The organism is uncultured Dietzia sp. (assembly GCF_937873725.1).
In the GTDB taxonomy this organism is placed as follows: Bacteria; Actinomycetota; Actinomycetes; order Mycobacteriales; family Mycobacteriaceae; genus Dietzia.
Genome location: NZ_CALMYY010000080.1, coordinates 1 through 5,996, shown reverse-complemented (window position 1 = coordinate 5,996; position 5,996 = coordinate 1). Strand labels below are relative to the sequence as shown.

The 5,996-nt window shown below is 71.0% G+C and carries 4 protein-coding genes; 3 read left to right on the top strand and 1 reads right to left on the bottom strand.

What is annotated here, in order from left to right:
- Positions 1-188: 188 nt before the first annotated feature.
- Both hpt and Q0444_RS08225 read left to right on the top strand, forming a co-directional pair.
- The gene (hpt, locus tag Q0444_RS08230; RefSeq protein ID WP_291086126.1) at positions 189-749 is read left to right on the top strand and encodes a hypoxanthine phosphoribosyltransferase; all 561 of its coding nucleotides are present in this window, start codon (positions 189-191) and stop codon (positions 747-749) included.
- A gap of 175 nt (positions 750-924) precedes the next feature.
- Positions 925-2,475: an acyl-CoA synthetase gene (locus Q0444_RS08225; protein WP_299022865.1), complete on the top strand. Its 1,551-nt coding sequence runs from the start codon at positions 925-927 to the stop codon at positions 2,473-2,475.
- Positions 2,476-2,493: 18 nt separating this feature from the next.
- Here the strand turns inward: Q0444_RS08225 and Q0444_RS08220 are convergent, their stop codons facing one another.
- Positions 2,494-3,822: an amidase gene (locus tag Q0444_RS08220; RefSeq protein WP_299022862.1), complete on the bottom strand. Its 1,329-nt coding sequence runs from the start codon at positions 3,820-3,822 to the stop codon at positions 2,494-2,496.
- A 184-nt stretch (positions 3,823-4,006) separates the two neighbouring features.
- On the opposite strand from Q0444_RS08220, the gene ftsH reads away from it, so the two are divergent.
- On the top strand, positions 4,007-5,996 hold a 1,990-nt coding region (ftsH, locus tag Q0444_RS08215; protein WP_299022859.1), incomplete at its 3' end, for an ATP-dependent zinc metalloprotease FtsH.

The following is a 5,996-nucleotide window of genomic DNA, read 5'->3' as shown; positions in this document are numbered from 1 at the left end:
CCCACATACGCGCAGATTACGGCCATCGCCGCGCTCGTCACGGACTGGCGGGGGCAGGGCGGCGTCGCGGTGGGCGGCGGCGGGTCGGCGGGGGCGGGTGTGGCCGAGGGCTCGGGGAGGTTGGTCGCCCGGCGTCGGCATGGAAAGGTGGTCCTCGAGATCGATCGGGCCAGCTGAGCGGGGACGACATGAGCAACGTGGACAAGTACGCCGACGAGATCGAGACGGTGCTGCTCGACGCCGACCGGATCCGGGAGCGGATCGCCGAGATGGGCGCCGCGATCGGGGAGCGGTACGCCGACTCCGAGCACGAGGTCGTCCTGGTGGCCGTTCTCAAGGGCGCCGCGATCTTCGTCTCCGACTTCGCCCGCGCCCTGTCCATCCCGTCCGAGCTGGAGTTCATGGCGGTGAGCTCGTACGGCTCCTCGACCAGCTCCTCGGGTGTCGTGCGGATCCTCAAGGACCTCGACCGGGACATCGCCGACCGCGACGTGATCATCGTCGAGGACATCATCGACTCGGGTCTGACCCTGTCCTGGCTGATGCGCAACCTCCGGACCCGCAACCCGCGCTCGCTGGAGATCGTCACCCTGCTGCGCAAGCCCGACGCGGTCAAGGCGGACCTGGACATCCTCGAGATCGGCTTCGACATCCCCAACGAGTTCGTGGTGGGCTACGGCCTGGACTACGCCGAGCGCTACCGCGACCTGCCGTACATCGGCCGGCTGCACCCGCGCATGTACTCCTGAGTTCCCGCCCCGGCCGGCCCTCCGGCCGCCCCTCCGGCTTGCGCTGGCTCTTTGGTCCACGGCCCCAGCGCGGACCCGGTGATCGCGTACGTTCAGCCAGCGCACGCCGGAGTGTGTTGGACACGTGTCTGCCAATCAGGTGATCCAGGTCACGTCGGGGGGTTAGCCTGGCGGCATGTTCCCAGGTACCTTCGCCGCCAGCACTCCCGACAAGCCCGCCGTGATCCGTCCCGCGACCGGCGAGCAGATCACGTACGCCCAGCTCGAGACCCGCTCCGCTCAACTCGCCCACCTGCTCACCGACGAGTGGGGCTTCAAGCCCGGCGACACGATCGCCGTGGTCTCGGACAACACCCTCGAGATGGTCGAGATCTACTGGGGGGCGCTGCGATCCGGCCTCTACATCGCGGCGATCAACCACCATCTGACCGCGGAGGAGTCGTCCTACATCATCGGCGACTGCGGGGCACGCGCCCTGTTCGTGTCCGCTGCGGTGGCCGATCATGTGGACCTCACGCCCGAAGCGCATCCGGCAGTGGAGCACCGGGTGGCGTTCGGCGGCGCCCTCGACGGGTTGGAGGACTACCGCGGCCTGCTGGAGGGTCAGCCCACTGAGGCTCCCGCCGACCAGCCCCGCGGCCACGACTTCCTCTACTCGTCGGGCACCACCGGCCGCCCCAAGGGCGTACGGGTGGACCTGCCGGAGGGGCAGATCGACGAGGTGCCGGATCTCTACACGCCCGTGTTCAGCTTCCTCTACGCCTTCGACGCCGACAGCGTGTACCTGTGCCCGGCACCGCTGTACCACGCGGCCCCGCTGCGGTTCTGCGGCGTCGTCAACTCGGTGGGCGGGACGGTCATCCTCATGGACCGCTTCGACCCGGAGGAGGCCCTGCGGCTGATCGAGGAGTACCACGTCACGCATTCGCAGTGGGTGCCCACGATGTTCGTGCGGATGCTCAAGCTGCCCGACGCCACGCGCGAGCGCTACGACGTGTCCAGCATGACCCACGCCATCCACGCCGCCGCACCGTGCCCGCCGGAGGTCAAGCGGCGGATGATCGAGTGGTGGGGCCCGGTGATCCACGAGTACTACTCGGCCACCGAGGGCATGGGTATCACGTTCATCAACTCCCAGGAGGCGCTCGAGCGCCCGGGGTCGGTGGGCCGCGACGGACTCAAGGGCATCGCGCACATCTGCGACGAGGAGGGCAACGAGCTCCCCACCGGCCAGATCGGCACCATCTACTGGCAGCAGGACGAGGGCACCTTCTCCTACCACGGTGACCCGGAGAAGACGGCATCGGTCTTCCATCCCCAGCACCCCAACTGGTCCACGTTCGGCGACGTGGGCTACCTGGACGAGGACCGCTTCCTCTACCTCACCGACCGCAAGGCGTTCACCATCATCTCCGGCGGGGTGAACATCTATCCGCAGGAGATCGAGAACGCGCTCGCGCTGCACCCGGCGGTCGAGGACGTCGCGGTGATCGGCATCCCGGACGAGGAGATGGGCGAGAGGGTCCACGCCGTGGTGGTGCCCGCCGCCGACCGGGCCGACGACCCCGGGTTGGCCGAGGAGATCCTCGGCTCGCTGCGGGGGCACGTCTCGGACTTCAAGATCCCCCGCGGCGTGGACTTTGTCGACGAACTGCCCCGGACGCCCACCGGCAAGCTGGTCAAGCGCCGGATCGCGGACAAGTACAAGGCGCAGGCGGCCGGCTAGGTGTACTGACCCGGGAGGTCAGGCTCCGCCCCGCTCGACGGCGGCCGCGAGCGCGAGCAGCGTGGCCTCCGAGCCCGGCCTGCCCACCAGCTGGACGGAGGTGGGCAGGACCCGCCCGAGCGGGGTGTGGGTGCGGCCGCACGGGACGGTCATCGCCGGCCAGCCGAGCACGTTGGCCAGGGGGGTGAACGGGGAGAACCGCATCGAGGCCCAGAGCGAGCGTCCCCACGACCGCCGGTGCCATTCGGTGGCCTCGGGGGGCACGTCGGCCAGGGCGGGGGTGAGCCACACGTCCACGCCGGCGGTGGCCATCGCCCGCTCGACGTCGGTCCGCAGCGCCTCGACCCCCCGGTTCCACCGGGTGTCCCCGTCTCCGGCGCCGCCCCGGCGGAACACCGTGCGTCCGAGCAGGGCGTGGTGCCGGGTGCGCCGCTCCATCGCCGAGAGCGGGAGGTTCTCCTCCTCGGCGGCGCGGGCCACGGCGGACGTCCAGCGCGCCAGGTAGAGGACCGGGTCGCGCGGGGAGGGCAGCGTGGTGTCGACGACGACGAGGTCGTCCGCCCGCAGCAGGTCCGCGGCCTCCCGGGCCGCCCGCCGCCAGGGCTCCCGGACGGGCACCAGATCGACGCCGAGCCGGATCGGGCTGGTCGTGGACAGGCCGACCCGGGTCCCGCGGGGCACGCGCCCGACCGCCGCGAGTTCCGGCCTCCCGGACATCACGGACAGCGCCAGGGCCGCGTCCCCGACCGTCCGCGCGAGCGGGCCCGACTCGGCGAGCCGGCCCCAGTTGTCGCCGGACAGCCGGGTGGGCACGACCCCCGGCCCGGGCTTGATGGTGACGATCCCGCAGGCCGCGGCGGGGATGCGCAGGGACCCCATGCCGTCGTCGCCCACCGCGAGCGGCACCATCCCGGAGGCCACCGCCGCCGCGGACCCGCCGGAGGAGCCGCCGGCGGACAGGGACAGGTCGCGCGGGTTGCGGGTGATCCCGTGCTCCTCGGAGTCCGTCATCCCCCACGTGCACAGCTGGGGCGCGGCGGTGACGCCCACGGGGACGGCGCCGGCCGCCAGCAGGGGCGCGACCACGGGATTGTCCAACGTGACGGTGCTCTTGATCGCGAACGGCACCCCCGCCAGCGGGAGCGCCGAGCGAGCGGCCGGTGCCAGGGCGTCCACCGCGGCGCCGGCGGCCCGGCCGTCGGCGCGCAGAAGTGTGGTGAAGGCGTGGAGCGCCGGGTCGAGGTCGGCGACCCGGTCGAGGGCGGCGTCGAGGGACTCCAGCGCGCCACCGGCGCCGGAGTGCACGGCCGCGGCGGTGCCGGCTGCGGTGAGCGGGGAAGTGGTCACGGTCTCGATGGTACGACGGCGGCGGGTGTGCGCCCGTGGCGATCATCGCGGTCGCGTGTCGGACGGCGCAGGTAGCCTGGGGCGATACCGACGCAGTCAGTCGAACACAGAGTCAGACGAACACAGACAGACGAACACACAGGTCCGCCGACCGGCCGGGCCGTCCTTCGCACACGAGGACCGAATGGACCGCAAGAGCAACACCGTTTTCCGCAACGTGGCGATCGCGGGTGTCATCATCCTGGCGATCGTCGGGTTCTCGTTCTTCGCGAACGACCAGCGGGGCTTCGCCGAGGTCGACACCTCGGTGGCGCTCGCCCAGGTCGACGCCAAGAACGTCAAGGAGGCGACCATCGAGGACCGCGAGCAGCAGCTCCGGCTCACCCTCAAGTCGCCCATCGCCCCGGAGGAGGGGGCCGAGGAGACGGACAAGCTCATCGCCAAGTACCCCGAGCGGGCGGCGGACCAGATCTTCGACCGGGTCGCCGCCGCGGAGCCGGAGAAGTACGACACCATCGTCACGCAGCAGGGCTTCCTCATGCAGATGGCGTCGTTCCTGCTGCCCATGCTCATCCTCTTCGGGCTCCTGTTCTTCTTCATGTCCCGCATGCAGGGTGGCAAGGGCGGCCTGTTCGGCGTCGGCAAGTCGCGGGCGGTCGAGTTCACCAAGGACATGCCGCAGACCACGTTCGCGGACGTGGCGGGCGAGGACGAGGCGGTGGAGGAGCTCAACGAGATCAAGGACTTCCTCCAGAATCCGGCGCGCTACGAGCGGCTGGGCGCCAAGATCCCCCGCGGCGTCCTGCTCTACGGACCGCCCGGAACGGGCAAGACGCTGCTGGCGCGCGCCGTGGCAGGGGAGGCCGGGGTGCCGTTCTACTCGATCTCCGGCTCCGACTTCGTGGAGATGTTCGTGGGCGTGGGCGCCTCGCGCGTGCGCGACCTCTTCGAGAAGGCCAAGCAGAACGCGCCGTGCATCGTGTTCGTCGACGAGATCGACGCCGTCGGTCGGCATCGCGGGTCCGGCACGGGCGGCGGCCACGACGAGCGGGAGCAGACGCTCAACCAGCTGCTCGTGGAGATGGACGGGTTCGACGACCGCTCGACCGTCATCCTCATCGCGGCCACCAACCGTCCCGACGTGCTCGACCCGGCGTTGCTCCGTCCCGGGCGCTTCGACCGCCAGGTCCCGGTGACCAACCCGGACCTGCGCGGCCGGGAGGCCATCCTCGCCGTGCACGCGGTGGGCAAGCCGCTGGCCGCGGACGTCGACATGACGGCGCTCGCCCGCCGCACGATCGGCATGTCGGGCGCCGACCTGGCCAACGTGCTCAACGAGGGTGCGCTACTCGCGGCCCGCATCGGTCGGGACGAGATCTCGATCGACATCCTCGAGGAGGCCACGGACCGCGTGGTGGGCGGCCCGCGCCGCAAGCACCGCGTGATCAGCGAGCACGAGAAGAAGGTCACCGCGTACCACGAGTCCGGGCACGCCCTGGCCGCGTGGGCGATGGAGGACCTCGAGCGGGTGCACAAGGTCACCATCCTGGCCCGGGGCCGCACCGGCGGGCACGCGCTCGTCGTCCCGGAGGACGACAAGTCGCTGATGACCCGCGCGGACATGATCGCCCGGATCGTCATGGCCATGGGCGGGCGTGCAGCCGAGGAGTACATCTTCGGCGAGCCGACGTCCGGCGCGAGCTCGGACATCGAGCAGGCCACCCGCATCGCCCGGGCGATGGTCGCCGAGTACGGGATGAGCGCCAAGCTCGGGGCGGTCAAGTACGGCAACGAGGGCGGGGACCCGTTCCTCGGTCGGGGAGGCGGGGCGGGCGCGGACTACTCCCCCGAGATCGCCAAGACCATCGACGACGAGGTGCGCCGCATCATCGACGCCGCGCACACCGAGGCGTGGCGGGGCCTCCAGGGCAACCGCGAGATCCTCCACGCGGGCCCCGGGGAGCGCGGCCGCGAAGCCTCCGCCGCCAGTACAGGCAAGTGCGGCGCAGATTGCGGCGGCAAAGGTGGCGGCAAGGCGATGGGCATGGGGCCTCACAGTTTTTCGTCACTCGTCATTGGTCATTCGTCATGGGCGCGCAGCGCCCTAGCGAATCTTGTCCGCGATCGAGGGGATCATGTAGATGGCGCCGATGAAGCAGAGCGCGCCATAAACC